At 31.4% G+C, this 26935-nt stretch carries 27 protein-coding genes; 8 read left to right on the top strand and 19 right to left on the bottom strand.

Annotation, left to right across the window (positions count from 1 at the left end; translation table 11 throughout):
• Positions 1 to 46 precede the first annotated feature (46 nt).
• Genes LCI24_RS14725 through LCI24_RS14715 form a run of 3 tightly spaced genes read right to left on the bottom strand, consistent with a single transcriptional unit; the run spans position 47 to position 1011 of the window.
• Entirely contained in the window at positions 47 to 373 is a 327-nt protein-coding gene (locus LCI24_RS14725) for a CCC motif membrane protein (protein WP_274641055.1), read from the bottom strand.
• A gap of 14 nt (positions 374 to 387) precedes the next feature.
• On the bottom strand, positions 388 to 681 hold the full coding sequence (locus LCI24_RS14720) for a DUF2752 domain-containing protein (RefSeq protein WP_237270938.1): 294 nt from the start codon (positions 679 to 681) through the stop codon (positions 388 to 390).
• A gap of 6 nt (positions 682 to 687) precedes the next feature.
• Entirely contained in the window at positions 688 to 1011 is a 324-nt protein-coding gene (locus LCI24_RS14715) for a YbaB/EbfC family nucleoid-associated protein (protein ID WP_121147422.1), read from the bottom strand.
• Positions 1012 to 1150: 139 nt separating this feature from the next.
• Here LCI24_RS14715 and LCI24_RS14710 point away from each other — a divergent pair, with 139 nt between their 5' ends.
• Both LCI24_RS14710 and capA read left to right on the top strand, forming a co-directional pair.
• Positions 1151 to 3247 (top strand): S9 family peptidase, encoded by a 2097-nt coding sequence (locus LCI24_RS14710; RefSeq protein WP_274641054.1) that lies wholly within the window; start codon positions 1151 to 1153, stop codon positions 3245 to 3247.
• Between the two features lie 114 nt (positions 3248 to 3361).
• Positions 3362 to 4357, top strand: coding sequence for a cysteate synthase (capA, locus tag LCI24_RS14705; protein ID WP_274641053.1), 996 nt, complete (start codon positions 3362 to 3364; stop codon positions 4355 to 4357).
• A 7-nt stretch (positions 4358 to 4364) separates the two neighbouring features.
• Here the strand turns inward: capA and LCI24_RS14700 are convergent, their stop codons facing one another.
• Positions 4365 to 5114 (bottom strand): FG-GAP repeat domain-containing protein, encoded by a 750-nt coding sequence (locus LCI24_RS14700; protein ID WP_274641052.1) that lies wholly within the window; start codon positions 5112 to 5114, stop codon positions 4365 to 4367.
• Between the two features lie 198 nt (positions 5115 to 5312).
• Positions 5313 to 6242 carry a DsbA family protein gene (locus LCI24_RS14695; RefSeq protein ID WP_274641075.1) on the bottom strand — a complete coding sequence of 310 codons (930 nt, stop codon included), beginning with the start codon at positions 6240 to 6242 and terminating at the stop codon, positions 5313 to 5315.
• Between the two features lie 226 nt (positions 6243 to 6468).
• Here LCI24_RS14695 and LCI24_RS14690 point away from each other — a divergent pair, with 226 nt between their 5' ends.
• On the top strand, positions 6469 to 6828 hold the full coding sequence (locus LCI24_RS14690) for a winged helix-turn-helix transcriptional regulator (RefSeq protein ID WP_274641051.1): 360 nt from the start codon (positions 6469 to 6471) through the stop codon (positions 6826 to 6828).
• Positions 6829 to 6962: 134 nt separating this feature from the next.
• On the opposite strand, the gene LCI24_RS14685 is transcribed toward LCI24_RS14690, so the two are convergent.
• From LCI24_RS14685 to LCI24_RS14675, 3 genes are all read right to left on the bottom strand, one after another.
• Positions 6963 to 7979, bottom strand: a complete 1017-nt coding sequence (locus LCI24_RS14685) for a DUF4405 domain-containing protein (protein ID WP_274641050.1) — start codon at positions 7977 to 7979, stop codon at positions 6963 to 6965.
• A gap of 88 nt (positions 7980 to 8067) precedes the next feature.
• Positions 8068 to 8391 carry a winged helix-turn-helix transcriptional regulator gene (locus LCI24_RS14680; RefSeq protein WP_274641049.1) on the bottom strand — a complete coding sequence of 108 codons (324 nt, stop codon included), beginning with the start codon at positions 8389 to 8391 and terminating at the stop codon, positions 8068 to 8070.
• 60 nt (positions 8392 to 8451) lie between these two features.
• On the bottom strand, positions 8452 to 9708 hold the full coding sequence (locus LCI24_RS14675; protein WP_274641048.1) for an exo-beta-N-acetylmuramidase NamZ family protein: 1257 nt from the start codon (positions 9706 to 9708) through the stop codon (positions 8452 to 8454).
• A gap of 136 nt (positions 9709 to 9844) precedes the next feature.
• Here LCI24_RS14675 and LCI24_RS14670 point away from each other — a divergent pair, with 136 nt between their 5' ends.
• Complete coding sequence (locus LCI24_RS14670) at positions 9845 to 11080, top strand: ABC transporter permease (RefSeq protein WP_274641047.1); 1236 nt, start codon at positions 9845 to 9847, stop codon at positions 11078 to 11080.
• 22 nt (positions 11081 to 11102) lie between these two features.
• Positions 11103 to 12461: a pyridoxal-phosphate dependent enzyme gene (locus LCI24_RS14665; RefSeq protein WP_121147415.1), complete on the top strand. Its 1359-nt coding sequence runs from the start codon at positions 11103 to 11105 to the stop codon at positions 12459 to 12461.
• Between the two features lie 236 nt (positions 12462 to 12697).
• Here the strand turns inward: LCI24_RS14665 and lipA are convergent, their stop codons facing one another.
• The 4 genes from lipA to LCI24_RS14645 form a co-directional block, all read right to left on the bottom strand.
• Positions 12698 to 13567 (bottom strand): lipoyl synthase, encoded by an 870-nt coding sequence (gene lipA / locus LCI24_RS14660; protein ID WP_274641046.1) that lies wholly within the window; start codon positions 13565 to 13567, stop codon positions 12698 to 12700.
• Between the two features lie 38 nt (positions 13568 to 13605).
• Complete coding sequence (locus LCI24_RS14655; protein ID WP_274641045.1) at positions 13606 to 14826, bottom strand: Nramp family divalent metal transporter; 1221 nt, start codon at positions 14824 to 14826, stop codon at positions 13606 to 13608.
• 106 nt (positions 14827 to 14932) lie between these two features.
• Positions 14933 to 15496, bottom strand: coding sequence for an RNA polymerase sigma factor (locus LCI24_RS14650; RefSeq protein ID WP_274641044.1), 564 nt, complete (start codon positions 15494 to 15496; stop codon positions 14933 to 14935).
• Positions 15497 to 15712: 216 nt separating this feature from the next.
• On the bottom strand, positions 15713 to 15916 hold the full coding sequence (locus LCI24_RS14645; protein ID WP_099216576.1) for a membrane or secreted protein: 204 nt from the start codon (positions 15914 to 15916) through the stop codon (positions 15713 to 15715).
• A gap of 134 nt (positions 15917 to 16050) precedes the next feature.
• Here LCI24_RS14645 and aqpZ point away from each other — a divergent pair, with 134 nt between their 5' ends.
• On the top strand, positions 16051 to 16737 hold the full coding sequence (gene aqpZ / locus LCI24_RS14640; protein WP_274641043.1) for an aquaporin Z: 687 nt from the start codon (positions 16051 to 16053) through the stop codon (positions 16735 to 16737).
• A 50-nt stretch (positions 16738 to 16787) separates the two neighbouring features.
• On the opposite strand, the gene murB is transcribed toward aqpZ, so the two are convergent.
• Positions 16788 to 17798, bottom strand: coding sequence for a UDP-N-acetylmuramate dehydrogenase (murB, locus tag LCI24_RS14635; protein WP_274641042.1), 1011 nt, complete (start codon positions 17796 to 17798; stop codon positions 16788 to 16790).
• On the bottom strand, positions 17799 to 18989 hold the full coding sequence (locus LCI24_RS14630) for a pyridoxal phosphate-dependent aminotransferase (RefSeq protein ID WP_274641041.1): 1191 nt from the start codon (positions 18987 to 18989) through the stop codon (positions 17799 to 17801).
• 158 nt (positions 18990 to 19147) lie between these two features.
• Between LCI24_RS14630 and LCI24_RS14625 the strand changes: the two genes are divergently transcribed.
• On the top strand, positions 19148 to 20488 hold the full coding sequence (locus tag LCI24_RS14625; RefSeq protein ID WP_274641040.1) for a retropepsin-like aspartic protease: 1341 nt from the start codon (positions 19148 to 19150) through the stop codon (positions 20486 to 20488).
• A 49-nt stretch (positions 20489 to 20537) separates the two neighbouring features.
• On the opposite strand, the gene LCI24_RS14620 is transcribed toward LCI24_RS14625, so the two are convergent.
• A complete protein-coding gene (locus LCI24_RS14620) occupies positions 20538 to 20942 on the bottom strand; it encodes a DUF1573 domain-containing protein (protein ID WP_047789497.1) in 405 nt (134 codons plus the stop codon).
• A 187-nt stretch (positions 20943 to 21129) separates the two neighbouring features.
• On the opposite strand from LCI24_RS14620, the gene LCI24_RS14615 reads away from it, so the two are divergent.
• Positions 21130 to 23769 carry a valine--tRNA ligase gene (locus LCI24_RS14615; RefSeq protein WP_274641039.1) on the top strand — a complete coding sequence of 880 codons (2640 nt, stop codon included), beginning with the start codon at positions 21130 to 21132 and terminating at the stop codon, positions 23767 to 23769.
• Positions 23770 to 23842: 73 nt separating this feature from the next.
• On the opposite strand, the gene LCI24_RS14610 is transcribed toward LCI24_RS14615, so the two are convergent.
• The 4 genes from LCI24_RS14610 to LCI24_RS14595 are packed head-to-tail and all read right to left on the bottom strand — an operon-like array spanning position 23843 to position 26749.
• Entirely contained in the window at positions 23843 to 24571 is a 729-nt protein-coding gene (locus tag LCI24_RS14610; protein ID WP_274641038.1) for a head GIN domain-containing protein, read from the bottom strand.
• Positions 24572 to 24596: 25 nt separating this feature from the next.
• Positions 24597 to 25667 carry a hypothetical protein gene (locus tag LCI24_RS14605; protein ID WP_121147405.1) on the bottom strand — a complete coding sequence of 357 codons (1071 nt, stop codon included), beginning with the start codon at positions 25665 to 25667 and terminating at the stop codon, positions 24597 to 24599.
• Positions 25654 to 26184, bottom strand: coding sequence for a hypothetical protein (locus LCI24_RS14600; protein ID WP_274641037.1), 531 nt, complete (start codon positions 26182 to 26184; stop codon positions 25654 to 25656). The genes LCI24_RS14605 and LCI24_RS14600 overlap by 14 nt, the downstream gene beginning before the upstream one ends.
• The gene (locus tag LCI24_RS14595) at positions 26174 to 26749 is read right to left on the bottom strand and encodes an RNA polymerase sigma factor (RefSeq protein ID WP_274641036.1); all 576 of its coding nucleotides are present in this window, start codon (positions 26747 to 26749) and stop codon (positions 26174 to 26176) included. The genes LCI24_RS14600 and LCI24_RS14595 overlap by 11 nt, the downstream gene beginning before the upstream one ends.
• Positions 26750 to 26935 lie beyond the last annotated feature (186 nt).

Below are 26935 nucleotides of genomic sequence, written 5' to 3'. Positions count from 1 at the left end.
AAAAGCGACCGTTTTGGTCGCTCTTTTATTTTTTATTGATGTAGAATTATTGTAGTTCTTGTAATCTTTCTTGTAATAATTCTGGATTTCCTAATGCATCCATTCCTATCATTGAAATAATCCAAATAATGTAAGCTATAAAAATAACGTTTAATATAATACCAACAATACCAAGTATTTTCCCTGTATTAGCATTTTTTACTCCCTCATACATATCAGGGTTTTCGTTATTCAATTTAATAGCTTTGTTACCTAAAACTAAAGCAATAATTCCTAAAGGTAGCCCAATAACTCCATAACAACAGCAAGTTACAATAGAGCATATACCTAAAACTAATGCAGTAGTTGAATTTGGTAGTTTTTGTTTTTCCATAGTTTTTCTAAAGTTTAAATTAATTGATTCATTTTTATAACATAACTACTCACAATGATAATTATATTAATAATAGCCAATATACTGATTATTTTTTGAGCATATTTTACTTTGTAGAAGAAGTTAATACTAACAGCAATAGCTAACAGTAGTAAAGTATATATAGCAGGATACATTTTAAAAGCAGCTATAAACTCACCATGGAAAACTAAACTTAAAGCACGTTGAATACCACAACCTAAACAATCCACTCCAAAGAATTTTTTGTTTAAGCAGGGTAGCATATAATCTTCTAATTGTAAAGGCATAAGTTATTATTTGAACATATCCATTCCAGGAATATTAGGCATTCCGCTTTTAGCAGCAACAGCCAACTCTTGTTCGTTAATTTCACCAGCACGTTTTAATGCTTTGTTTAGCGCTAAGATTAAATAGTCTTCTAATTCTTCTTTGTCTTCTAATAAAGATTCATCTACTGTAATAGCTTTAACTTCACGATTAGCAGTTACTGTAACTTTAACGTTTCCTCCAGCAATTGTTTCATCAATTAAAACAGTATCTAATCGCTTTTTTGTCTCTTCTACTTTTTGTTGGGCTTCTTGTAATTTCCCCATCATTCCAGAAATATCTCCAAACATTGTTGTACAGTTTTTATGTTTTACTTAACAACAAAAATAGTATTTTAACAAGAAATATATACCAATTTCAAAAATGAAAAAAATAATGCTACTGGCTTTGTTTTTTAGTCTTATTTTTGGTTCTTGCAAAAAACAAGAAATGAATAAAGATATCAAAGCCCCAGTTGCTGAAAAGCAACCGACTAAGTTAGAGAAACATGGAGATGTTCGTACCGATGATTACTTTTGGATGCGTTTAACCGATGAGCAAAAGAATGCTAAAGTTAAAGATGAACAAACCCAAAAAGTATACGATTATTTAAATGCAGAAAATGCTTATTATGAAGAAATGACGAAAGAAACCAAAGAGTTTCAAGAAGAGTTATTTCAAGAAATGAAAGGTCGTATAAAAGAAGATGATGAGTCAGTACCATATAAAAAAGATGGATACTTTTACATTACACGTTATGAAAAAGGACAGCAATACCCAATTTATAGCCGTAAAAAAGAAACTTTAGAGGCTGAAGAGGAAATCATGTTCAATGTGAATAAAGAAGCTAAAGGGTATGATTATTTTCAGTTAGGAGGGCTAAATGTGTCTACTGACAATAAGATGGTTGCTTTTGCTACAGATACCGTAAGTCGTAGACAATATTTTATCAGAATTAAAAATTTAGAAACTGGTAAAGTTTACAAAGATATTATTGAGAATACCACTGGAGGTTCGGTTTGGGCTAATGATAATAAAACATTGTTTTATGCTAAAAAAGATCCTGTAACCTTACGTTCTTCAAAGATTTACAAACATGCTTTAGGTTCAGACGCATCTTTAGATGAATTAGTATATGAGGAAAAAGATGATACTTTTGGAGCTTTTGTTACCAAATCAAAATCTAAAGATTATATCATAATAGGTTCGTATAGTACGGTTTCAACTGAGTACCACGTATTAGATGCTAATAATCCTGATGGAGAATTACAAATAATTCAACCTCGAGAGCGTGATTTAGAATATGAAGTAGCACACTACGGAGATCATTTTTACATTAAAACCAATAAGGACGGAGCAACCAATTTTAAGTTGATGAAAACTCCTGTAGGTAAGCCAGGAAAAGAAAATTGGGTAGATGTAATTCCACATAGAGAAGATACGTTATTTGAAGACTTCTCAATTTTTAAAGATTATTTAGTTTTAGAAGAAAGAAATGAAGGGTTAAATAAAATCCGTATCAAACGATGGGATGGAGCAGAAGACTATTATTTGCCTTTTGATGAAGAAACTTACTCAGCAGGAGTATATGGAAATCCAGAATTTGATACTGAGGTAATCCGTTACTCGTATAACTCAATGACAACTCCAAGCTCTGTGATTGATTTCAATATGAGAGACAGATCAAAAGAGATTAAAAAAGAACAAGAAGTTTTAGGAGGAAAGTTTGATAAAAACAATTATGTAAGTAAGCGTATTTGGGTACCTGCACGTGATGGTAAAAAAGTAGCGTTGTCAATTGTACATCATAAAGATACTAAGCTTGATAAAGGCACACCAATTTTACAATATGCATATGGTTCTTACGGATATACTATTAATGACGGATTTTCAACAACACGTTTAAGTTTATTAGATCGTGGATTTGTATATGCATTAGCGCATATTAGAGGAAGTCAGTATTTAGGACGTGAATGGTACGAAGATGGTAAAATGTTGAATAAGAAAAATACATTTACCGATTTCATTGACTGTTCTAAGTATTTAATTGATCAAGGATATACATCTCCAGAACATTTGTATGCAATGGGAGGTTCTGCTGGAGGACTACTAATGGGAGCTATCATTAATATGAATCCTGAATTGTATAATGGAATAATTGCTGCAGTACCATTTGTAGATGTAATTTCTACGATGTTAGATGATAGTATTCCATTAACTACAGGTGAATATGACGAATGGGGAAATCCTAATGATAAAGAATATTACGATTATATTAAGTCATATTCTCCGTACGATCAAGTAGAAGCAAAAGCATATCCAAATATGTTGGTAACTACAGGTTTACATGATAGTCAAGTACAGTACTGGGAGCCAGCAAAATGGGTTGCGAAGTTACGTGAGTTAAAAACTGATAACAATATGTTATTCTTACATACTAATATGGAAACAGGCCATGGAGGAGCTTCAGGAAGGTTCGATGCATTAAAAGAAACTGCAGAAGAATATACGTTCTTTTTAATGTTAGAAGGTAAGTTAAAAAAATAATTATATTTTTGCGCTCGATTGAGTGTAAGTGTCATTGCGAAAGCAACGAACAATCTCAACAGATTTTTCGTGTCTAATTTTCGTAATGACACTTTTTCTTATTTAAAGACTATAATGAAGAGACATCAAGGTATAACCAATTCAATAATAGATTTAGTAGGTCAAACCCCCATGATTCAACTGCATAGAATTACCCAAGATTTACCGGGTACATATTATGCAAAAGTTGAAGCTTTTAATCCTGGGCACTCTGCTAAAGATAGAATTGCGTTGCATATCATAGAAACGGCAGAACAAAAAGGAATAGTAAAAGAAGGAGATATTATTGTAGAAACAACCTCTGGTAACACAGGTTTTTCATTGGCAATGATAAGTATCGTAAAAGGTTATCGTTGTATTTTAGCAGTAAGCGATAAGTCTTCTCAAGATAAAATTGACATGTTAAAGTCAATGGGGGCAGAAGTGCATGTATGTCCTGCAAATGTTACTCCAGACGATCCTCGTTCTTATTACGAAGTAGCTAAACGATTGCATAGAGAAAATCCAGGGTCTATTTATATCAACCAGTATTTTAATGAGTTGAATATTGAAGCTCATTACAAGAGTACAGGACCAGAAATTTGGGAACAAACCGATGGAAAAGTAACACATGTAGTGGCTGCTAGCGGAACAGGAGGTACAATTTCTGGAACTGCAAGATATTTAAAAGAGCAAAATCCAGATATACAGATTCTTGGAGTAGATGCTATGGGATCTGTAATTAAAAAGTATCATGAAACTGGTGAGTTTGATGCAAATGAAATCAGTCCGTACAAGATAGAAGGATTAGGAAAGAACTTAATACCTACTTCTACAGATTTTGATGTGGTAGACGTTTACGAAAAAGTATCAGATAAAGAAGCTGCTTTAAAGGCCAGAGAGTTAGTAAAAGCAGAAGGAATTTTCGCAGGGTATACTTCAGGAGCAGCTTTACAAGCTACGCAACAATATGCTAACAATGACTTTTTTGATGAAAATAGTGTAGTAGTAGTAATTTTACCAGATCATGGTTCTCGTTATATGAATAAAATTTATTCGAATAAGTGGATGAAAGAGCAAGGTTTTTTATAGAAAGTTCTTATTTACTCTCATAGTCCTTAGGAAGATTTAAAGAGAATTTTTTCATTTCTTCTCTTTTAATTTTATTGGTGATTGTATAGTTCTTTTTATTAAGAAATTGTACCATAATAGGATAATTAGCTTTATTATTAACGTTTTTTAATTTACCTTCTTTGTACTCGAAAATATTAAATGTCCAATAATTATGATTACTATAATTAGTTAAGGCCATTGTAAGAATCTCATGGTTTCCGTCTCCATCAAAATCGTATTCTGGTCGAATAGTATCCATTTTATCAGTAAAAGAAATCTTATGGAAGGTAGAGTCTTGTGTTTGAAATAAGTATATTACTCTAACATTCATTGCTGCAATACCATTACCCATATACGGAACTATCATTTTTATGTCTTCCAGACCATCACCATTTATATCTCCAATGTAAATAGGATCGTGCCCTGTATTTATTGTCGAAAATAATATGCTTTCTGGAAATTTGCATATTTCTTTCTTATTACGAAATAAGCGAATAGTTGAAGTGTTTTCGAAATAAGTAAGTAAAGAGGTTAATTGAACTGTTAAACTTTCTTCATTATCAAAAAAAGAGTCAATAGTAAGTGTGTGATGTATCGTCTTTTTTGTGTCTAACCAATCGTAAAGCTTCCAGTTCTCATATTCTTTATATTCTGTAGAAGGAAGTTTTTCAAAAGGAAATTGAGCAAACGAAAAGCCGCTAATTAATAGCAGAGTAATAAAGATAATGTTTTTCAATGTATAGCAATTTAGAGTAGTCTTATAAAGACTTATTTTCCATAGCCCAAATATAGAAATATTAACTCTAAAACAGGAAAGTTTAATGTTTCGTTAGAGGTTTTATACATAAGCAATAGCGGAATTAATGATGTGGTTTTAAAATAAAACATCATTCATCTGGGGGGCATTGCTATTGCTTATGTTCAGTGCTAGGAGTTATATTTTTTTAACCTCCCACATAGCACCATTTTTAGTAGCAATTTTTTCTAAATATCCCTTTTTCATGAGGTCATTTAATAATTGTTCACTTTGTATTCTAGGAATCCCAGATAATTCTGAATACTCTCTAACAGTTAGTGAATTATATTTATCGAATAAAGTTTTCCAGTCCTTAGCATATTCACTTTTAGAAATTGTAGGTTGAATTTTTAAAATAGCCATTTCATAGAAAGCATACGCTTTAGAACCGTATACGATTTCTTGGTTACCAGAATTGTCTTCAAAATACATTGTAGGAAAACCTCTTACTCTATAAGCTCTTGCTAATTTTAAATCTTCTTCAAATAATAATCTAGCTTTTCCTTCATAGTCAGTTTTTAATACATCAACATCAAACCCCACATTTTTTGCAGCAGTAGCCATGTGCTCCCATTTAGCAATGTTTTTCTTTTTTAAGAATACCATTTCTCGCAGTTCCCTTAAAAACAAAATAGCTTTGTCTTTATCTTGTAACTGAGCAGCTTTAAAAGCAATTGAAGGAGGATAAGAAGAATCTAAAGGATCTTCTAACCATACATCACCATCTATAGGCATATCGTAGTAAACGCTAACTTCGTCCCAATGATGAGCAACGTCTGAAGGTTTGTTTATTCCTCCACTGTTATAACTCCAATCAGGTAATAAACCTCCCATTCTATAATCAATTTCCAGATTTTGTCCATATTCAAGTTTTAACTTTCTTAATTGTGGTTCTATAGCCCAACAAGAAGAACAGATAGGATCAGTAAAGTAAACCACCTTTATCTTGTTTTCGTTAGGTTGGTCTTTTTTTACAATAGAGTTTTCGGTACTATCATTTGCTACTTCACACATTCCTGTTTGTGGATCGCATAAAAGCGGATTTGTGTTCGATGTTTGTTCGTTCATGTTGTTTGTTTTTGACTGTCCTTTGCAAGCAGCAAGATTCAACAAGGCAATAAATACTATTAGTACATTAATATTTTTAACCATGTTCTTATTTGTTTTACAATTGTTTTATAAAACAAAACTATGATAGATAACTAGTATATTTGGCATGAGTTTCCTAAAGGAAAGTACTTTCCTCTAGGAAACTACCTTAGTGTTTAAACAATAAATTATAGAGTTTACATCAGTGAAAAAATCAGTAATTAACAACACACCTATTTGTCAGGTTAGAATGCAAGCAATAAGTGATGCAATGAGTGTATTATCTGGAAAATGGAAGTTCCATATTTTAGGAACGCTGATAGAAGGCAATAAACTAGGGTTTATGGACTTGTTGAGAGAAATAGATGGAATTGGATCGAAAATGCTATCGATAGAATTGCAAGATTTAGAAATGAATCGCTTGGTTAACAGAACGGTTAAAAATACCAAACCCATCACTGTTGAATATACTATTACCGAACATGGCAAAACACTAGCTCCTTTAATTGATACATTGGCAAATTGGGGAATTGAATACCGACAATCGGTGTGTAAGGATAAGTGATGTAAAGTTTATTTAAATAATTGGATGAAAGAGAAAGGGGTAGTTTATTGGTGACTGATTTTAGCTGGTGTTATGTTTATGCTCTTTTGGTAACTTTTTAAACCTTTGTATTATGTGGTCTTAAACTTTGCTGATTATTCTAATGTCAAGATAATTCTTTCAGCAATGTTTTTAGCAGTGGTTATATTTGATACATCTGTATAAAGCTTTCCATCTTTTCCTGAATGATGTCCGTGACCAATTAAATTCATTATTTGATGAGTTGTTTTTTCGGTAATTTCAGTAGCATAAATTAAAGACGGTTGCCCTACTTGCCCAGATCCAGAATATATTTTATCGTCAGGAAATTTGTTTTTAGTATAATATTCGTTCCAATCATAAGATTGATTAATCTCTATTAAAACTTTGTAATTTGAAAGACGATTTAAATCACTTTTAGATTTGATGATAAAATTTCCTGTTGGAGTAGCTCCAGAAACCGCATCTAAATCAGGAGAACCATTTAAAGGAATAAAAAGGCCATCAGATTCTATGACCCCTCTTTTATGAGACCAATAAGGTAAAGCTTCGGGGCGTCTGATTTTTGCTGGTTGCCAAGTGTCATTAACTTTTTTCCCATAATCAAAAGTGCTTGATGAGATTACCCTAGATATGTAAAGGGTTTCAATATAGTTTCCTATAGAATCTTCGACCCAAACTGCAAATAAAGGATATTGAAAAGCGTTCCCTTTTTTTAGTTCGATACTTATTTTGTGATTTCCTATGGTTTTATTCAACTCTATAATTTGATAATCAAAAGTCTCTTCTGTTTTTCCAAGTTGCTCATTTCTGAGTTGATTTCCCCAGTTATATACGGTATTAAACAAAGGGTTTTCAAAATAAATTAAAGAGCAAATAAGAGTGAAAAATATGAGTATAAATGGAGCTTGTAGTTTTTTCAGGTTAGAAACTCTCTTTCCAATTATATAGTTTTTTAAGGGTAATTTATTGTTAACTATATGAAGCACCATTGCTAAAATAAATAGCAAAGCAAAGAAAGTATGTAGAGATGCAACCCTCTTTTCAAAAGGAGTGAAATATAGTAGTAATCCTGTTCCTAAAAGGATAATAAGTGTGATGATAAGTATGTTACCTAAGGTTCTTCTGTCCATAATAAAAATAAGTTTGACGACAAAAGTATTAGTTAGGTAGTATGAGGACAATAAGGGGCAAATTTGCCCCTTATTTTTTTAGAAAAATTTATATTTTTTTTCCGAATTCGTCTAAACTTTTTAATACAGAGATTAAATCTATTCCTCTAGAAGTTAAAGAGTAAACAACTTTTTTAGGGTAAACATTAAAGTCTGTCTTTTTAATAATTCCATCATCAACCAACTCTTTTAGTATTTTTGTTAAACTTCTTTTTGAAGCTTCAGGGTTATACTTTTCTAAATCTGTTAATCTACAATCACCTCTATTAAGTTCACAAAGAACTGCAATTTTCCATTTTCCAGAGATAATGTTAAGAGTCTTTTCCATAGGGCAATCTTCCTTTAATGGAGTTTTTCGAGTATATGTTCCCATCTTTGTTTTTAGAATTACTATCTATGTGCCAATAATACTGAAAGGAGTATTAAATTAGTGTTATTCATAAATTAAATACTGCTCACGTATTTTTTTAAAATCATTTAAACCTTGTTGCCAGCTTGCTTTAATTTCTTTTTCTGAAAGCCCTTGTTCAATTTGTTGTTGTAGCTTTTTAGTACCTGCTAATTTGATGAAAAAAGAATTGAAAAAATCTTTTTTAGGAGATTGTTGATAAGCTTTTAATAACCAGCTAAGGTTTAAGTTAGCTAAACGTTCTGAAGCGCTTAAATCTTCTCCAAAACACATCTTTTCTTTATGTTTTGGATGTTTTGCTCCTTCGTTGGACTGTGGTGTAAAGCTAAAGTCAGATTTTTCTAAAAAAGGTGAACCATACACTTGAAACTGTTTGTCGGTTCCTCTTCCAGCAGATACGATAGTTCCTTCAAAAAAACACAAACTAGGGTATAAGTTTATCGAAACATCGTTTGGTAAGTTAGGAGATGGTTTTACAGGTAAGCTATATGTTGATTGATGTGTGTAATTTTCTAACGGAATAACAGTTAAATTACATTTTAAGTCGTTAGCTAACCATTGTTCACTGTTAATCATTTGTCCGTATTCCCCAATCGTCATTCCATATACAATAGGAACAGGATGCATACCTACAAAACTTTTGTGTTCAGGTTCTAAAACAGGTCCGTCAATATAATGTCCGTTAGGATTAGGTCTATCTAATAAAATCACAGGAATATTTGCCTCAGCACAAGCTTCCATCACATAATGTAACGTAGAAATATAGGTGTAAAAACGCGCGCCCACATCTTGAATATCAAAAACTACAACATCAATTCCTTTGAGTTGCTCAGGAGAAGGTTTTTTATTTTTTCCGTATAAAGAAATAATTGGAATCCCCGTTTTTATATCCTTTCCATCAGCAATCGCTTCACCAGCATCCGCTTTTCCTCTAAAGCCATGTTCAGGAGCAAAAACTTTTTGTACGTTAATCTCTTCGTAGTTATGGAGGTAATCTACCAAATGATGTGTTACTTGTTTAGATCCCATAATATTGGGTGAAACTTCAGCTCGTTGTAATACTTGTAAAACCGAAGTTTGATTTGCAACAATGGCTATATTTTTATTTTTTAAAAGAGGAAGGTATTGGTCTGTTCTATCAGCACCCGTTTTTATTGTTTTTGGTTCTTCTTGTTTTATAGCTTCTTTAGCAGTAGATTTTTTTTGCTGTTGTGCACAAGAAGAAAATTGAAAACTGAATACTAAAAAAAGTAAAAAAACGTAATTAAAAGAAAGCTTCATCTATAAAAAATTAAAACATAAAGGTACAGATTTCTATTTTTTAAGAATAATAAAAGTTAAAGAATTAAAACCTAGGTATTCTTCTCTTTCTTTAGATAAGAATTAGTTACTTTTGGTTTTGTAAAAAAGAAAACATTTGAACTTCGAACTATTCATAGCAAAACGAATCATTGCTGGAAAACAGTATAAAAGCAGTATTTCATCACCTATCATAACCATTGCTACCATTGCCATTGCTCTTGGGGTAGCTATTATGTTGATAGCGGTATCAATTACCTCAGGATTTCAGAAGAAAGTACGTGATAAAATGACGGGTTTTAAAGGGCATATTCAAATTGTAAATTATGATAATAATAATTCAGATGTTTCCACAGTTCCTATTGATATTAACCAAGAGTTTTATCCAGAATTTAAAAATATTGAAGGCATAAAAAAAGTACAACCTTTTGCCAATGTAGGAGGAATTATAAGAACTCCAACTGATTTTGAAGGAATTATTTTTAAAGGTGTTACTGCTGATTATGACTTTACTTTTTTTAACGAATGTTTAGTAGAAGGTCGTTTACCAGATTTTTCGCAAGATAGAAATAGAGAAATTCTAATTTCAGAATCCATAGCAAACCGATTACATTTTAAAGTAAATGATACAATTCAAACTTGGTTTGGAGCTGAAAATAGTAGTTTGAAGTTTAAGTCTAGAAAGCCAATTATTGTAGGAATATATAATACAGGATTTGAACAGTTTGATAAGATTATGTTGTTGGGAGATTTAAGAGAAGTACAAAAAATTAATCGTTGGAAAGATAATGAAATAGGAGGTTTTGAAGTATTGATTGATGATTATGATAAGCTTAAAGAAAAAGGAGATGAAGTGTATACAAGTATTGGTGCAACCTTAAATAGTATTACAATTGTAAGTAATTATCCTGCTATTTTTGAGTGGCTAAAACTACTAGATAATAACGTGTGGTTTATTATCGGAATCATGGTCTTAGTTGCAGGAATAAATATGGTAACAGCATTGTTAGTGCTTATTTTAGAGCGTGTACAAATGGTCGGTATTTTAAAAGCATTAGGAAGTGTAAATTGGAGTATTCGAAAAATATTTTTATACAATGCTTCTTACTTAATTTTAAAAGGGTTGTTCTGGGGAAATCTTATTGGGCTTAGTATTCTCTTAACTCAGAAATATACGAAGTTAATAAGTCTAGATCCTGAAACCTATTATGTGTCAACAATGCCTGTAGATATTAATTTCTTAGCAATTTTATTGTTGAATGTAGGTACGTTAGCATTGTGTTTTTTAATGCTAATTGTTCCTTCATACATCATCACAAAAATCCGCCCTTCAAAATCCATTCGATTTGCTTAGTTTTGCATAACATTAATTAGATATGAAGTACGCAAAAAATATATTAGAAACTATTGGTAACACACCTTTAGTTCAGTTAAACTCAGTAACAAAAGAAGTAGATGCTTTAGTATTAGCTAAGGTAGAAACGTTTAATCCAGGAAACTCTGTAAAAGACCGTATGGCACTTAAAATGATTGAAGATGCCGAAGCAGATGGTCGTTTAAAGCCAGGAGGTACCATTATTGAAGGTACTTCAGGAAATACAGGGATGGGATTAGCATTAGCAGCTATTGTAAAAGGGTACAAATGTATTTTTGTAATCTCAGATAAGCAATCTAAAGAGAAAATGGATATTCTACGTGCAGTAGGGGCAGAGGTAGTTGTTTGTCCGACGAATGTAGAACCAGATGATCCTCGTTCATACTATTCTGTTTCTAAACGTTTAGGTGAAGAAACACCAAACTCTTGGTATGTAAATCAATATGACAATCCGTCAAATGCACAAGCACATTACGAGCAAACTGGACCAGAAATTTGGGAACAAACAGATGGTAAAATCACACATTTTGTAGTTGGAGTAGGAACAGGAGGAACTGTTTCAGGTACAGCTAAGTTTTTAAAAGAAAAGAATCCGAATATTAAAATTTGGGGAGTAGATACGTACGGATCTGTATTCAAAAAATACCACGAAACAGGTATTTTTGATGAGAATGAAATCTACCCATATATCACTGAAGGTATTGGTGAAGATATTTTACCTAAGAATGTTGATTTTTCTTTAATTGATGGATTTACAAAGGTAACCGATAAAGATGCTGCTATTTACACCCGTAGAATAGCTAAGGAAGAAGGTATTTTTGTAGGTAATTCTGCTGGATCAGCAATTAAAGGATTGTTACAATTAAAAGATGAGTTTAAACCAGATGATGTAGTAGTAGTGTTATTCCACGATCATGGAAGTCGTTATGTAGGAAAAATGTTTAATGACGATTGGATGCGTGATAGAGGCTTTTTAGAAGAAGAAATTACTACTGCGGAAGATTTAATTAAAGATCATATAGATAAACCACTAGTAACTGTTCAAACAGAAGAATTAGTATCTCATGCTATTGAAAGAATGCGTGCATTTAAAATATCACAAATTCCTGTAAGAGATGCAAATGGATTTGTAGGTTCTGTAGACGAATCAGCATTGTTACATAGTTATTTAGAAGATAAAAACATAGCAGAAAAGCCTATTAAAGATGTAATGGGTAAAGCATACCCTACAGTTAAAAAATCAGCTTCTATTGATGAGGTTTCAAAGTTAATTAATAAAGAGAACCAAGCTGTATTAGTTGATTTAGAAAACGGTAAACATCATATCATTACTAAATATGATATTATTAGAGCTATTTAAGTAGCTTTATTATAAATATAAAAACAGGAAGCCCGCTCAATTGAGCGGGCTTCTTTGTTAATCAACTAATTCAAATAATTTACACAATGAAAACAATGTTACTTGCTTACGGTATTGTTGTTTCCAATATCTGTGCCAAAATTATAAATAAAAAGGCGTACTTTATTTAATTTTTAATTATTTGACATTTTTTTAACGTTAAACCGTTAAAAAGTTAAGGATATTTTAATTTAAGGTTAGCTAGCGTGTTTATGTGCTTTATATGAAGAACGTACTAAAGCACCGCTTTCTACATACATAAAGCCCATTTCTAATCCTAATGTTTCGTATTTTTTGAACTGTTCAGGAGTTATGAATTCCTTAACAGGTAAGTGTTTTTTACTAGGTTGTAAATATTGTCCGATAGTAATAACATCTAATCCAACACCACGTAAATCTTTCATAGTTTGTATTACTTCATCTTCTGTTTCTCCTAAACCAAGCATAATTCCAGATTTAGTACGCATTCCGTTTTCTTTTAGGTATTTTAAAACACCTAAACTACGATCATATTTTGCTTGAATACGAACTTCACGAGTTAAACGGCGTACTGTTTCCATATTATGAGAAACTACTTCAGGTGCTACTTCAATGATTCGATCTATTAATTTTTCGTTTCCTTGAAAGTCAGGGATTAGAGTTTCTAAAGTGGTATTAGGATTTGCTCTACGAATAGCTTGTACTGTTTCAGACCAAATAATAGAACCTCCATCTTTCAAGTCATCACGGTCAACCGAAGTGATTACAGCATGCTTAATATTCATTAATTTAATAGAACGAGCTACTTTTTCAGGTTCATCCCATTCAACAGTATCTGGACGTCCTGTTTTAACACCACAAAATCCACAAGAGCGTGTACAGGTGTTACCTAAAATCATAAAGGTAGCAGTACCTTCTCCCCAGCATTCTCCCATATTAGGACAACTTCCGCTAGTACAAATGGTGTTCAGTTTATATTTATCAACTAGTCCTCTTAGTTCCGTGTATTTTTTTCCTACAGGTAATTTTACACGTAACCATTTTGGTTTTTTCGTTCTTTCTGGTGTTGCTAAAGTTTCGTTTGCCATTCCATAAAAATTGAACTGCAAATTTACGAAGAAAAGATTTATAAACTAAGTAAAAACCAAATACTAAATCCGAACAAAAAAACAATACCTATAAGACTCAAAATACGTAACCCTATACTTGGTCTGTATTTTTTAGGAGTGTGTTTACCAGTAATTAATATATAGTTGAGAATAGCATAAAAAGGAGCTGTTAAAAAAGATAAAACTGTAGCTATTCTTACAAGAAAAACCATATCACTTAAAAAGTAATATAGAATAACAGAAGTTCCAAGTGTTAACAATATCAACCAAAACCAATACCCTAGTTTTATTTTTTTTGAAAAAAGTAAAAAAGAAGATTTTTCCATGGCTCTAGGTGAAGCATCTAACGTTGTAATGGTAGTGCTAAACATAGTAGTAAAAGCTGCTACTCCAATAAACACAGAAGAAAACTCTCCTAAGTTTTTAGTGTATAAATTAATTAATTGAGAAGCAAAAACAGTTCCTTTACTAGAGAATGATTCCCCAGATTGATACATTACCAATGCTCCTAGCATAACGAAACAAACCCCTAAAAATAAAGCTCCAATATATCCAATATTAAAATCAAAAATAGCTTGCTTGGGTTTAATTTTTACAAAAGTAGTTTTATCTTTTTCTACCGACCATAATGAGTGCCAAATAGAAATATCTAACGGAGCTGGCATCCATCCTAAAAAGGCAATTAAAAAAGTAACTTGGGCAGTTCCGCTTGGTACTATTTGTTGAAAACTAAAACCTTTATCAGTTTTAAATAAAGCAATGTTTACAGCTACTATGGTGCTAATGGTTAAAATAGCAATAATATACTTCATTAAGTTATCTAAAAACTTGTACTTACCAATACCCAAAAAAACAATGCTAACGAGCATAATTAATACTGACCATGTAACTAAATCAAGAGAAATACCAAAAAGGTTAGAAGCTAAACTAGCTGTAACAATGGTAACTGCTGCTTGAATGGTAAACATGGTAGCAAGGTTTAAGATAAAATAACTTACTAAGACTCCTTTACCTAGTTTTTTATAGCCGTCTAACAGTGTTTCACCGGTTGCTGTAGCATATCGAGGACCAAATTGAAAAAAAGGATACTTAATAATATGTACTAGAAGAAGTGCCCAAAGTAAACCAAAACCAAAATCGGCACCAGCTCTGGTAGATTGTACTAAATGAGAAACACCTATAGCAGCTCCAGCAAATAATATTCCAGGACCCAATAAGTTTAAAAGAGATTTTTTCATTGAGGGGATAGGAGTTTAGTTTGCTATAAAACCTGCTTAGGTTCTTCGAAGCTGTTAGTAAATAATTTAAAAATCATAAAAACCTGAATTTTAAAGGTTTTGCAATTTATGATTTCTTTATTATTTCAGCTAATAATTTTTTTGCACGTAATAACTTTACCTTAACATTGTTCATAGGTTCTCCTATTTGCTCAGAAATTTCCTTATAACTCAACTCTTGAAAATATCGAAGATTAATAACTTCTTGATACTTTGGTTTTAGCTTTTTAATGTCTTTTAGAAGCTTTGCTAAATTTTGTTCAGTAATAATTTTGTCTTCAGGAGAAGGGGCATCATCAACAACAGCATAAACTTCTTTTTCTTGTTCTTCTGTTGTTTGAGTGTATATACTAGACTTTTTCTTTCGAAGAGAGTCAATATATACATTTTTAGAAATTGTAATCAACCAAGTTTTAAATTGGTAACTTTCATCAAAAGTATCTATTCTATCAAAAGCTTTAGAAAAAGTTTGAATGGTAATATCTTCAGCATCGTTATCATTCTTAGTTTTTTTTAGTTGAAAAGCGTATACAGTTCCCCAAAAAGTATCTAATAAATAATTAAAAGATATCTGATTTCCTTTTTTTGCTTGTTGAATGTGATGAAGTACTTTTTCTTGATTTATTTCCAATGCTTAGGTTCGAAATTTGATTTGATATAAAGATACTAATTTGCAGCAATACTAAACAAATATCAAGAAATGGTAATAAGAAAACAAAACTTTCTTATGCTGATTTTCCAAGAGAGATAAGTTAATACACTATCTGCATAGCCATAGCTACATAAGTAGCGTAGAGTAGGAGTATGTGTTGTAAAGAAAGTAAAAGGTTAGTTGAGTGATGTTTACTTAGTTATGTTGAGGCTCATTACAAGTATCAAACTGGTCTGGGGTTTTACCACAAAATCCGCAAGCTTCACCGCTTTCGTTTAACATTGGGTTTTGACTAGCACAAGTACCAGCAAACTCTCCGTCTTTTTTTGCCCAAATTTTAATGGCAATTCCAGCAAATGCTAAAGCTAATAATCCTATGGTAACAAAAATTAATTTCATGATGTATTGTTTTGTACTGCAAAGATACAAACTTCCAGTTTTTCTATATAGAATAAAGAGAGATTTATAAAGTTGTGACTTTTATCTGTTGGAGTGTCTTATGTTATATAATCAATTAATTTAAAAACATGGATATGAAAAAATATTTTGCTGAATTCTTCGGAACATTTTGGTTAGTTTTTGGAGGTTGTGGTAGTGCAATTTTTGCAGCTGGTTTCCCTGAACTAGGAATAGGTTTTGCGGGAGTCGCCTTAGCATTTGGTTTAACAGTATTAACAATGGCATATGCTGTAGGGCACATTTCTGGAGGTCATTTTAACCCCGCAGTTACTATTGGGCTTTGGGTTGGCGGAAATCATACAGCTAAAGAAGTAGTACCATATATTGTATCACAATTAGTAGGTGCTGTATTAGCAGCTACTTTTTTATATTTAATAGTAACAGATAACGACGGATTTGAAACACTTGGGGGCTTTGCAGCTAATGGTTATGGAGAGTTATCTCCTGGCGGTTATAATTTAACAGCCGCTTTTATAGCTGAGTTTTTGTTAACTATGTTTTTCTTACTAATTATTTTAGGAAGTATTCATAAAAATGCTCCGAAAGGTTTTGCACCAATTGCAATTGGTTTAGGGCTAACTTTAATTCATTTAATTAGCATTCCTATAACCAATACATCTGTTAATCCAGCACGTTCTATGAGTCAAGCATTATTTGCTGGCGGAGGTTATTTGTCGCAGGTATGGTTGTTTTGGGTAGCGCCTATTGCAGGAGCAATTGTAGGAGGTTTAATTTATAAAGCTTTGTTTGAAAAAGAATAGAAAAAATAGGTGTAGAAATATAAAGGAGCGTAACTACTACGCTCCTTTTTTTATTGAATAATATTAACTTCTATTTCAAGATTAATATCAAATGTATCTTTAATAGTATGTTGAATTTTTTGCGCTAATTCATAAATTTCTTTTCCTGAGGCATCTCCATAATTTACTAAAACTAGGGCTTGTTTTTCATGAACCCCGAAGTTACCGAAACGCTTTCCTTTAAAGCCACTTTGTTCAATTAGCCAACCAGCAGGGACTTTAATTTCGGTATCTGAAATCACATAACTAGGAATGTTTGGATATTTTTTTTGAAGTTTTTCAAAATGTTCTTTAGAAATTACTGGGTTTTTAAAGAAACTTCCGCTATTACCAATCTCTTTTGGGTCGGGTAATTTAGATTGACGAATAGCAATAACAGCATCAGAAATATCTTTAATGGTTGGATTTGTTATTCCTTTTGAAGATAGTTCAGATTCTATTGCTCCGTAAGAAGTATTAAGCTTATGATTGTTTTTAGTTAATTTAAAACTAACAGAAGTTAATATATACTTTCCTTTAGCTTCGTTTTTAAAAATAGAATTTCTATATCCAAACTGGCATTCTTCAGCAGAAAAAGAAACGAGCTTTCCTGTTTTTATTTCAATAGCTTCTACTTTAGTTATAGTATCTTTTACTTCGACTCCGTAAGCTCCAATATTTTGAATAGGGCAAGTACCTACATTTCCAGGAATAAGCGATAAGTTTTCTAAGCCGCCATAATTTAGAGAAACACACCATAATACGAACTCATGCCAATTCTCGCCAGCATTTACAGTTATGTAGACATCGTTATGGTTTTGTTGATCTATTGAAATTCCTTTAAAATTAATATGTACAACTAAGGCTTCAATATCTTTGGTAAGTAACATGTTACTACCGCCAGAAATTAAAAAAATGTCTTTTTCCTCTTTTAAAAGTTGTTGTAATTGGTATACTGAAGTAATAGAAACAAAACGTTTGGCATTTACATCAATACCAAACGTGTTGTATTCTTTTAAAGATATGTTTTCTTGAATATTCAATTAACTATTGTATTTTTCTAAAGCGATTTTTAATATCTCAACTGAACGTTTTAAGTCCGCTTTGTTTAAAACATAGGCTATACGCACTTGGTTTTTTCCTTCCCCTTCGGTAGAGTAGAATCCACTTGCAGGAGCTACCATTACTGTTTCGTTATTATCACTAAATTTTTCTAAAATCCATTGCGCAAAATCATCAGTATCTTTAACTGGCAATTCAACAACACAGTAAAAAGCACCTTTAGGATTAGCAACTTTTACACCGTCTATTTTTTGTAATTCAGTGATTAACGTATTTCTACGATCTTCATACTCTTCTATAACTTCATCAAAATAACTTTGAGGCGTGTCTAAAGCAGCTTCACTGGCAATTAAAGCATACGTTGGTGGGCTTAAACGCGCTTGTGCAAACTTAAGAGCTGTATTTATAAACTCTTCGTTTTTAGAAACTATACAACCAATTCTTGCACCACACATACTATAACGTTTCGAAACAGAATCAATCATAATAGCATTTTGCTCTAGTCCTTCAAAAGCCATAACTGAGTTATGTTTTTCACCATCGTACGTAAACTCACGATATACTTCATCAGCAATTAAAAATAAATCGTGTTTTAACACAATTTGTTTTAGCTTTTCAATTTCCTCTTTACTGTATAAGTATCCAGTAGGATTCCCAGGGTTACAAATTAAGATAGCCTTTGTTTTAGGAGTAATTAACTTCTCAAAATCTTCAATTGCAGGTAAGGCAAAATTATTTTCAATTTTAGAAATAACAGGAACTACTTTCACACCTGAAGCAGTAGAAAAACCATTATAGTTAGCATAAAAAGGCTCAGGTATAATTATTTCATCTCCTGGATCAGTAATACTACCAATACTAAATAACAAAGCTTCAGATCCTCCAGTAGTAGCAATAATATTATTTGCAGTTACATGAATATCATTTTTAGCATAGTAATTAGCAAGTTTAGTTCTGTACTCTTCAGAACCTTCAGATCTAGCGTATGATAATACTTCAATAGTATTGTTTTTTACAGCATCTAAAGCAACTTGTGGTGTTTTAATATCAGGTTGACCAATGTTTAAATGATAAACTTTTGTTCCGTTCTTTTTAGCAGCCTCAGCAAAAGGAACCAATTTACGTATTGGTGATTGAGGCATGGCATTTCCTTTACTAGAAATTGATGGCATTTTTAAAATAAATTAGTTGTTTGAAAAGCAAAATTGCGAAATATATTTGAGAGTATCAGGATGTTTATTGGAAAAAAAACGGTTAAAAAAATCATAAAAATCAGAATTTCTAAAATGAAGATTGTATCTTTAAGAGTATAACCATAAAATAAGTTCTTTTGAATAGATTATTACTATACTTTTTTGCGCTTTTTTTTAGCGTGCCTGCCTTTACTCAACAAAATTTTCAGTTTTTAGGCAAGGAAACTGATAAACAATCTTTAAGATTTCAATTAATTAATAATTTAGTAGTCATTCCCTTAGAAATTAATGGACATCAGTTATCATTTATTTTAGATACGGGTGTAAATAAAACAATCTTATTCAATTTAACATCTAAAGATAGTGTAGGTTTAAATAATGTAAAAAAGGTGTTTATAAGAGGTTTGGGTAGTGGAGAACCAGTAGAAGCCTTGTTCTCTAGAGGTAATAATTTTAGAATTAAAAACATTGCTAGCTCTAATCAAGGATTATATGTCGTTTTAAAAGATGCTTTTGATATTTCTGCTAAAATGGGTACAACCATTCATGGAATTATAGGGTATGATTTATTGAAAGACGTAATAGTTAAAATTAATTATGTAAATAAACGAATAGATTTTTATAATCCTAAAACATATAACTTGAATGTATGTAATAAATGTGAAAGTTTTCCTTTGCAGTTTTACAGAAATAAACCTTATATAGATGTTAAGGTACAAGTTGATACAGTAGCTAATACAATGTTACCAGTAAAATTATTGATTGATACAGGTGGTAGTGATGCTGTTTGGTTGTTTGAAGGGACAAAAGAGGAGTTAAAAACGCCTAAAAAATTTTTTAAAGATATAATTGGAGAAGGTTTCAGTGGTACTATTTATGGGAACAGGAGTAGAGTTCCTAAAGTTTCTATAGGGAAGTTTAAAATAAGGGAACCAACAGTATCTTTTTTAGATTCTTCATCAACTTTTAATGCTAGACAATTTAAAGAAAGAAATGGTAGTATTGGAGGAGGAATTTTAAAACGTTTTAAGGTATGGCTTGATTATCCTAATAAAAGAGTCGTGCTAAAAAAGAATGCTTCATTAAATAAAGGTTTTTATTACAATATGAGTGGCTTACATATAGTATATGACGGACAAGAGTTAATAAAAGAAAAAGGAGCGACTAAGTTTGAAGATGCTTATGGTTCAGATAATCAAACACAAAAGAGTAATGTAATTTCTTTAGTTAGTACTTTCTTTTATCGCTTTAAGCCTAAGTACAAAATAGATAAAGTAGTAGAAAACTCACCTGCTTTTAAAGCAGGTCTTCAAGTTGGAGATGTAATAAAGAGAATTAATGGAAAGGCGGCACATGAATATCATTTAAATGAAATTATAGACATGTTTCATACAAAACCAGGAAAAAAAATAAGAATAGAGGTTGAGAGAGTAGGAGTTAGGCTTAAATTTATGTTTAAACTTGAACAAAGGATATAAAAAAAAGCTCAACTTAAGTTGAGCTTTTTTTTATATATAAAGTAAGTTTTTAGCTATCGCTTACTGTACTTTTCTCTTTGGCAGGAGTAGCATCCTTTACAATGAATCCTTTAATTTTAACTCTTTTTCTTTTGTTTTTAGCATTTGAAATAACAGTTAAAGTTTTAGAGAAACCACCTAATCTTTTAGTGTCATAAGAAACTTCAATTTGTCCTTTTTTACCTGGCATAATTGGTTCTTCAGGTTTAGTAGGTACTGTACATCCACAAGGAGATACGATATCCTTAATTATAATAGGAGCTTCACCTACGTTTGTAAATTCAAATACGCGTTTTCCTTCAGACCCATAAGCTATTTTTCCATAGTCAATAGTTTCAGTTTCAAATTTAAATTCTTGAGCGCTTACTGTTAAGGTGATAAAGCAAACAGCGATAAATGATAAAATTGTTCTCATAATGTTAAAAATTAATTTTTTAGGGTATTAACCGCTACAAATTTAGTATTATTTCTTTAAGTTCTAAAAAAACAACCTCTAATTTTCTGTACCTCATAGATAGTTGTATTTTTGCTAATCGAATTTCAAAAACAATGCCAAAGGTTAAAAAATGTTAAATTATTAACCATAAAGATACACATAACATATGAATATTCCATCAAAATATAATTCTAAAGAAGTAGAAGGAAAATGGTACGATTACTGGATGAAGCACAATTACTTTCATTCAGAAGTAGATGAACGCGAACCCTATACAATTGTTATACCGCCGCCAAACGTTACAGGAGTATTGCATATGGGACATATGTTAAATAATACTATTCAAGATGTGTTAATTCGTCGTGCCCGTTTGCAAGGAAAAAATGCATGTTGGGTTCCAGGTACCGATCATGCTTCAATTGCTACAGAAGCGAAAGTAGTAGCGAAGTTAAAAGAACAAGGTATTGATAAAAATGATTTAACTCGTGAAGAATTCTTGGCACATGCTTGGGAATGGAAAAATGAATACGGTGGTATTATTTTAGATCAATTAAAAAAGTTAGGAGCCTCTTGTGATTGGGAGCGTACAGCTTTTACAATGGATCCAGCCTTGTCAGAATCAGTAATTAAAGTATTTGTAGACTTATATAATAAAGGTTACATCTATCGAGGATATCGTATGGTAAACTGGGATCCAGAGGCTAAAACTACACTTTCTGATGAAGAGGTTATTTATGAAGAGCGTCAAGGGAACTTATATTACTTACAATATGATATTGTTGACTCTGATGAAAAAGTAATTATAGCAACAACACGTCCTGAAACTATTTTAGGAGATACTGCTATTTGTATCAACCCAAACGATGAACGTTTTACTCATTTAAAAGGTAAGAAAGCTATTGTTCCTCTTTGTAATAGAGAAATCCCAATTATTGAAGATGAATATGTAGATGTTGAGTTTGGTACAGGGTGTTTAAAAGTAACTCCTGCACACGATGAAAATGATAAAGCTTTAGGAGATAAGCACAACTTAGAGGTAATAGATATCTTTAATGAAGATGCTAGTTTAAATTCTTTTGGTTTACATTATGAAGGAAAAGATCGTTTTGTGGTTCGTAAAGAAATTACCAAAGAGTTAGAAGAAAAAGGATTTTTAGTTAAAACAGAAGTTCATACTAACAAAGTTGGTACATCTGAAAGAACTAAAGCAGTAATTGAACCAAGATTATCAGATCAATGGTTCTTAAAAATGGAAGAGCTAGTAAAGCCAGCTATTGAAGCTGTTTTAGGTGAAGATAGAGAGGTGAAGTTATTCCCAAAAAAGTTTGAAAACACTTACCGTCATTGGATGGAAAATATTCGTGATTGGAATATTTCTCGTCAGTTATGGTGGGGGCAACAAATTCCTGCTTTCTACTTTGGAGACGGAAAAGAAGATTTTGTAGTTGCAGAGAAAATTGAAGATGCAGTAAAATTAGCTCAAGAAAAAACAGGGAATACATCATTAACTGCTTCTGACTTAAAACAAGAATCAGATGTAGTAGATACATGGTTCTCTGCTTGGTTATGGCCAATGAATGTTTTTGACGGAATTCGTAATCCTGAGAATGAAGAAATCAAGTATTATTACCCAACCAACGATTTAGTTACCGGACCAGATATTTTATTCTTCTGGGTAGCACGTATGATTATTGCTGGATATGAGTACAAAGATGAGCGTCCGTTTGAAAATGTATACCTAACAGGGTTAGTACGCGACAAACAACGTAGAAAAATGAGTAAATCTTTAGGGAACTCACCAGATGCTTTAAAGCTAATTGAAGATTTTGGAGCTGACGGAGTTCGTGTAGGGCTGTTATTAAGTGCAGCGGCTGGAAACGATTTATTGTTTGATGAAGATTTATGCCAACAAGGAAAAGGGTTTGCAAATAAAATTTGGAATACCTTCCGTTTGATTAAAGGTTGGGTAATAGATGAAAGTTTAGCGCAACCAGAGACAGCTAAAATAGGATTAGCTTGGTATGAAGCTAAGTTTAATAAAGTGTTGTTAGAAATAGAAGATCACTTTAGTAAGTATCGTTTGTCAGATGCATTAATGGCAATTTATAAGTTAATTACAGATGATTTTTCATCATGGTTATTAGAAATTGTAAAGCCAGGATACCAACAACCAATTGATGCAAAAACCTATAAGGCTGTAATAGAAGTATTAGAGAATAACTTAAAAGTATTACATCCATTTATGCCTTTCTTAACAGAAGAGATATGGCAACACATTATTGAAAGAGCTCCTGAAGATGCACTAATTATAGCTAAATATCCAACTGTAGGAGATACAAATGAAGAGTTGATTACTAATTTTGAGTTTGCTACAGGTGTAGTTTCTGGAATTAGAACGATTAGAAAGAACAAAAATATTTCGTTTAAAGATGCTATAGAGTTATCAGTTGTAAATAACGAAAACTTCACTAAAGAGTTTGATGTAGTAATTCAAAAGTTAACAAATGCTTCAGAAATTAGTTATGTTTCTGATAAAGTTGAAGGAGCAGCATCTTTCCGTGTGAAGTCAAATGAATATTTTGTTCCAATTTCATTAGATACCATTGATGTAGAAGCAGAAATAACTAAACTAAATGCGGAGTTAAAAAGAGCGGAAGGTTTCTTAACAGGAATCCAAAAGAAGTTATCTAACGAGCGTTTTGTAAGTAATGCACCAGAAAAAGTAATTACTTTAGAACGTAAAAAAGAATCAGATACATTAGCAAAAATTGAAACGATTAAAGCTAGTTTAGCTTCGTTGCAATAATGAAAGTAAATCTAGATAAATAAAAAATCCGCTGTAAACTTACAGCGGATTTTTTTATTGCGGTTATTTAATTTTAATTTCTGTCAATAACATCTCCAGAACCTAAAGAGTTACTATCTATTTGTGAAGGTTTTCCTTTGTAATATACACTTCCAGAACCCACTACTGTAGCTTTTATTTTATTACTAACAGTAGCTAACACATCACCAGAACCAGCAATGCTAGCTTTTAAAGAATTGGTTTTTAAATCGTAACCTTTTACATTTCCAGAGCCACCAATAGCACATTTTAAGTTATCAGTTTTTCCTTTAAGCTTAATATTTCCAGAACCACCTATAGATGCTTTAACAGTATTAGCGTCAACACTAGCAACGATATTTCCTGAACCACCTAAAGCAAAAGAAGCTTCATCAGCTTTTATGCGTTTTTTGGCAATTACATTTCCTGAACCTCCTAAAGCAACCGATTCAATATTTTCAAAAGGAACAGTAACTATTAATTTTTTAGTGGTTTTAATATTGGTGTTTTCTTTAAAGTTAATATTTAACTTTCCTTTTTTAACCTCTGTTTCAATATATTTTAAAATATTTTCTTCTCCTTCTAAAGTTATTTTATCTTCAGTTCCGTCAATTAAATAAACATCAAAGGAACCTCCAACGTTCACTTTGTCAAAAGAGCTAATCTTTCTAGTTTCTGTAATAACCTTTCCATTACCTTTAACTTTTTTAGAACTCCACCAGCTTTGTGCTTGTGTTTGAAAGCTAAAAGAAAGTGTTAATAATAAGATTGCTAATTTTTTCATTGTAGTATAATTTGTAAGTTGTTGGTTAATCATTTAATTTTAAAGAAACGCCTCCGTATCTAGATTTTATAGTAATAGAAGAGTTAGAGTTGTCTTTACCAAAAGTTCCTTCGTAATACTTTTTAGAAGATTTACTAATGCTTTTAAACATTTTTACATGGTTATCAGGATATCCAAACCCGGCATAACCTAGATCAATAGTAAAATTAAAGTTGTTATTACTACTAGTACCAAGTTTAATACCGGCATAACTTCCATCAATAACAATGCTTTCAAAACCTTTTTCAATATTTCTAACTCTGACACCACCATAATCAGTATCAATTTTTAAGTTTTTTCTAAGAGTTCCAATTTTTATACTAGCATAATCAGAATTACCATTAATATTTGAGGCATCATCTACAGAAATACTTCCGTAATCACTATTAAAGTCAACATTGTTTGCTGTACCTATTTTCATGGTAGAATAGTCGGCATTTACTTTTAAGTTTTCTGACTTTATAATAGTTAGTTTAGAGTAATCAACACTTAGGTTTCCTGATTTCATAAAATTAATTTCAGAAGTACCACAGTAATCTAAATTAATGTTATTAGTTTCATTTAGTAATTGGTCAATTTGTATTTTACCATAATCACAATTAATATTGGATTTACCTTCTAGTTTGTCTAATTCAATATTTCCGTACTTATTGTTTAAATCGGCATTATTGGTAACTGGCATTTTAACAAAGTAATTAATCTTATAGTTTGTGTTATTGCTACCCCACCAAGACCAGCTAGATTTTGTTTTTTCAATAATAGTTCTAGCTTCTACTAAACTAGGAGTAGACTCAAATCGAACATCAATCGCTTTTAATTTACGTTCAACGTTAGACAAATCATTACCTTTTACAGTTATTTTTACATTAATCTCTATTCTGTTTTCGTTCCAAGTAGTCACGTTTACATTACCATATTTATTGTTAATATATAAGGTAGCGTTTTTGTTAACAGCAAAAGTTTTACGTATGTTTTTGCTTTTTTCGTGTTTTTTATCATTCGCTACTAAAAGAGTAGGAATGAATAGTAGTAGGAAAAATAATTTATATAATTTCATCTTCTAATATTTCTATTTTAGCGGGGTTTTGTTGTAATTCTAATCGTAAAAGAAGCTTTTCTAACACATCTAATCTTTGTTGATAATTTTGTATCATTTCTCTGATAATTTGATGTTTATTTTCTCTTTTAGATAATTCTTTTACAAGGGTTTTATATTGGTCCTCTAGTTCTTCAATTTCGTTTAAAGAATCTTCAATAACCGTTTCAGTTTCTAAATTTCTATATTGTTCAACCTCTTTTAACTCTTGATTTATAGTTGTTACAAAAAAGTTTTGAGCTTCAGCCATTTTAGGCGAAATATCAGCTAAATCGTAGGTGTTTTTTTGCTGATAACTACCTAGATAAAAACCTAAAACTAATACCACAGATGCTGCAATACTCATCCAAAAATAAGATGGTCTTTTAGCTCTTTTCGGTGTTTCTAGTTTTCGTTGAAAGCGATTTAAATGCCCTTGATGAGGCTCAAAAACATCAAAGTCATTTTCTTTAAAAAATTGATGCAGTTTATCCTCCATATACTTCTGTTTTATTAGTATTACTTGCTAATACCTGTTTTAACTTCTTTTTTGCTCTAGATACCGTTGTACGTACATTTTCATTAGTATAGTTTAGTATTTGAGCGATTTCCTCATAATCATAGCCTTCAATTAGGTTTAAAGTCAATACAATTCTGTAATTATCCTTTAAGCTCTGTAAACAGTTTATAACTCTTTTAACTTCAAGTGAGCTATAATCTATTTCTATATCTTCAACTTCATAGCTAGGAATCACATCCATCCTTACTTCATCATATCGAGTAACTTTTTTTAACTGGGTTAAACTTTTATTAATTACAATTCTTTTTAACCACGCACCAAAAGTAACTTCACCTTTAAAAGTATCTAATTTCGTAAAAGCAGTTAAAAATGCTTCTTGAATTAAATCTTCTGCTTCGAACTCGTCTTTTAATATACGATACGATGTGTTATACATAGCTTTGTAATAGCCCTGATAAACCTGCATTTGAGCAGAGTTATCGTTCTTTTTACAGCGTTCGATTAGTTGGTTGATATGTGTTTGTTGCGACTCCAATGAAATCATTCTATATTAGAGACAATTTAACTTTTAAATTGTGACAGTTTATATCATTAAAAATAAATATTTTTCATAATTCAATCTTTTATTTATTGTATTTTATTGATAATTAAATGGTTGTGTGTTTGTTTTTTTGTTAAAGTTGAGTGAGCAATGCTAAGTAAAAAAAATGAATCAAAATATGTATATTTG

It is taken from the genome of Tenacibaculum larymnensis (assembly GCF_028829235.1).
Taxonomy (GTDB): Bacteria; Bacteroidota; Bacteroidia; order Flavobacteriales; family Flavobacteriaceae; genus Polaribacter; species Polaribacter larymnensis.
The sequence above is the reverse complement of the archived record's forward strand: the minus strand, read 5'-3'. Positions and strand labels throughout refer to the sequence as shown.

Excerpts from the sequence above, each read along its gene's own strand:
- LCI24_RS14725 (WP_274641055.1), bottom strand. The coding sequence starts at position 373 with ATGGAAAAACAAAAACTACCAAATTCAACTACTGCATTAGTTTTAGGT.
- LCI24_RS14720 (WP_237270938.1), bottom strand. The coding sequence starts at position 681 with ATGCCTTTACAATTAGAAGATTATATGCTACCCTGCTTAAACAAAAAA.
- LCI24_RS14715 (WP_121147422.1), bottom strand. The coding sequence starts at position 1,011 with ATGTTTGGAGATATTTCTGGAATGATGGGGAAATTACAAGAAGCCCAA.
- LCI24_RS14710 (WP_274641054.1), top strand. The coding sequence starts at position 1,151 with ATGAATAAAGATATCAAAGCCCCAGTTGCTGAAAAGCAACCGACTAAG.
- capA (WP_274641053.1), top strand. The coding sequence starts at position 3,362 with ATGAAGAGACATCAAGGTATAACCAATTCAATAATAGATTTAGTAGGT.
- LCI24_RS14695 (WP_274641075.1), bottom strand. The coding sequence starts at position 6,242 with ATGAACGAACAAACATCGAACACAAATCCGCTTTTATGCGATCCACAA.
- LCI24_RS14685 (WP_274641050.1), bottom strand. The coding sequence starts at position 7,979 with ATGGACAGAAGAACCTTAGGTAACATACTTATCATCACACTTATTATC.
- LCI24_RS14680 (WP_274641049.1), bottom strand. The coding sequence starts at position 8,391 with ATGGGAACATATACTCGAAAAACTCCATTAAAGGAAGATTGCCCTATG.
- LCI24_RS14675 (WP_274641048.1), bottom strand. The coding sequence starts at position 9,708 with ATGAAGCTTTCTTTTAATTACGTTTTTTTACTTTTTTTAGTATTCAGT.
- LCI24_RS14665 (WP_121147415.1), top strand. The coding sequence starts at position 11,103 with ATGAAGTACGCAAAAAATATATTAGAAACTATTGGTAACACACCTTTA.
- lipA (WP_274641046.1), bottom strand. The coding sequence starts at position 13,567 with ATGGCAAACGAAACTTTAGCAACACCAGAAAGAACGAAAAAACCAAAA.
- LCI24_RS14655 (WP_274641045.1), bottom strand. The coding sequence starts at position 14,826 with ATGAAAAAATCTCTTTTAAACTTATTGGGTCCTGGAATATTATTTGCT.
- LCI24_RS14645 (WP_099216576.1), bottom strand. The coding sequence starts at position 15,916 with ATGAAATTAATTTTTGTTACCATAGGATTATTAGCTTTAGCATTTGCT.
- aqpZ (WP_274641043.1), top strand. The coding sequence starts at position 16,051 with ATGAAAAAATATTTTGCTGAATTCTTCGGAACATTTTGGTTAGTTTTT.
- LCI24_RS14630 (WP_274641041.1), bottom strand. The coding sequence starts at position 18,989 with ATGCCATCAATTTCTAGTAAAGGAAATGCCATGCCTCAATCACCAATA.
- LCI24_RS14620 (WP_047789497.1), bottom strand. The coding sequence starts at position 20,942 with ATGAGAACAATTTTATCATTTATCGCTGTTTGCTTTATCACCTTAACA.
- LCI24_RS14615 (WP_274641039.1), top strand. The coding sequence starts at position 21,130 with ATGAATATTCCATCAAAATATAATTCTAAAGAAGTAGAAGGAAAATGG.
- LCI24_RS14610 (WP_274641038.1), bottom strand. The coding sequence starts at position 24,571 with ATGAAAAAATTAGCAATCTTATTATTAACACTTTCTTTTAGCTTTCAA.
- LCI24_RS14605 (WP_121147405.1), bottom strand. The coding sequence starts at position 25,667 with ATGAAATTATATAAATTATTTTTCCTACTACTATTCATTCCTACTCTT.
- LCI24_RS14600 (WP_274641037.1), bottom strand. The coding sequence starts at position 26,184 with ATGGAGGATAAACTGCATCAATTTTTTAAAGAAAATGACTTTGATGTT.
- LCI24_RS14595 (WP_274641036.1), bottom strand. The coding sequence starts at position 26,749 with ATGATTTCATTGGAGTCGCAACAAACACATATCAACCAACTAATCGAA.